The sequence below is a fragment of the Paraburkholderia sediminicola genome, from assembly GCF_046027825.1.
Taxonomy (GTDB): domain Bacteria; phylum Pseudomonadota; class Gammaproteobacteria; order Burkholderiales; family Burkholderiaceae; genus Paraburkholderia; species Paraburkholderia sediminicola_D.
The window spans coordinates 1-445 of record NZ_JAQQDU010000276.1; the positions used below are offsets into that span (position 1 = coordinate 1).

The following is a 445-nucleotide window of genomic DNA, read 5'->3' on the forward strand; positions in this document are numbered from 1 at the left end:
TCCGAGACAAAGGGGCTCGATTCACAATTAAAATAAAGACGTCCCGGTTTTTTTCTGAACGCCTTTGTCCTGCTATTGATTTTTGTTTGCCAATGAATGTCTTTTTACACTCCGAACAGCGATAACGCTGAGTACCCGCAGCCGTTTTACCGAAGGCAATGTACTGGCCTCCTGATTTTGAGAGCGGTATGCCGTGCATAGAACAGCCTTCTGTCTTGCAGGAAGGCTCTGATGATTGCCTATAAAGATGATTAGCCAGCCGAGAATATTCTTCCGCTACCGCCTGATTACTTCTAATCGGCGATTTCTCGTTGCAAAAAGCGCATTTAATGGCTGGCGTGGTGCTTCGGCTTGGAGTTTCGACGATGTAATCGCCAAGAGCAACCGGGGTTCCGCGTCGGCGATAAGGGCGAATCGGACTTGCGGGATGGCAGAAATTGGCGCA

At 49.0% G+C, this 445-nt stretch carries 1 protein-coding gene; it reads right to left on the bottom strand.

The window, feature by feature from the left end:
- The coding region (locus PQQ96_RS42235; RefSeq protein WP_459252153.1) for an IS1/IS1595 family N-terminal zinc-binding domain-containing protein at positions 1–445 on the bottom strand (445 nt) is incomplete at both ends.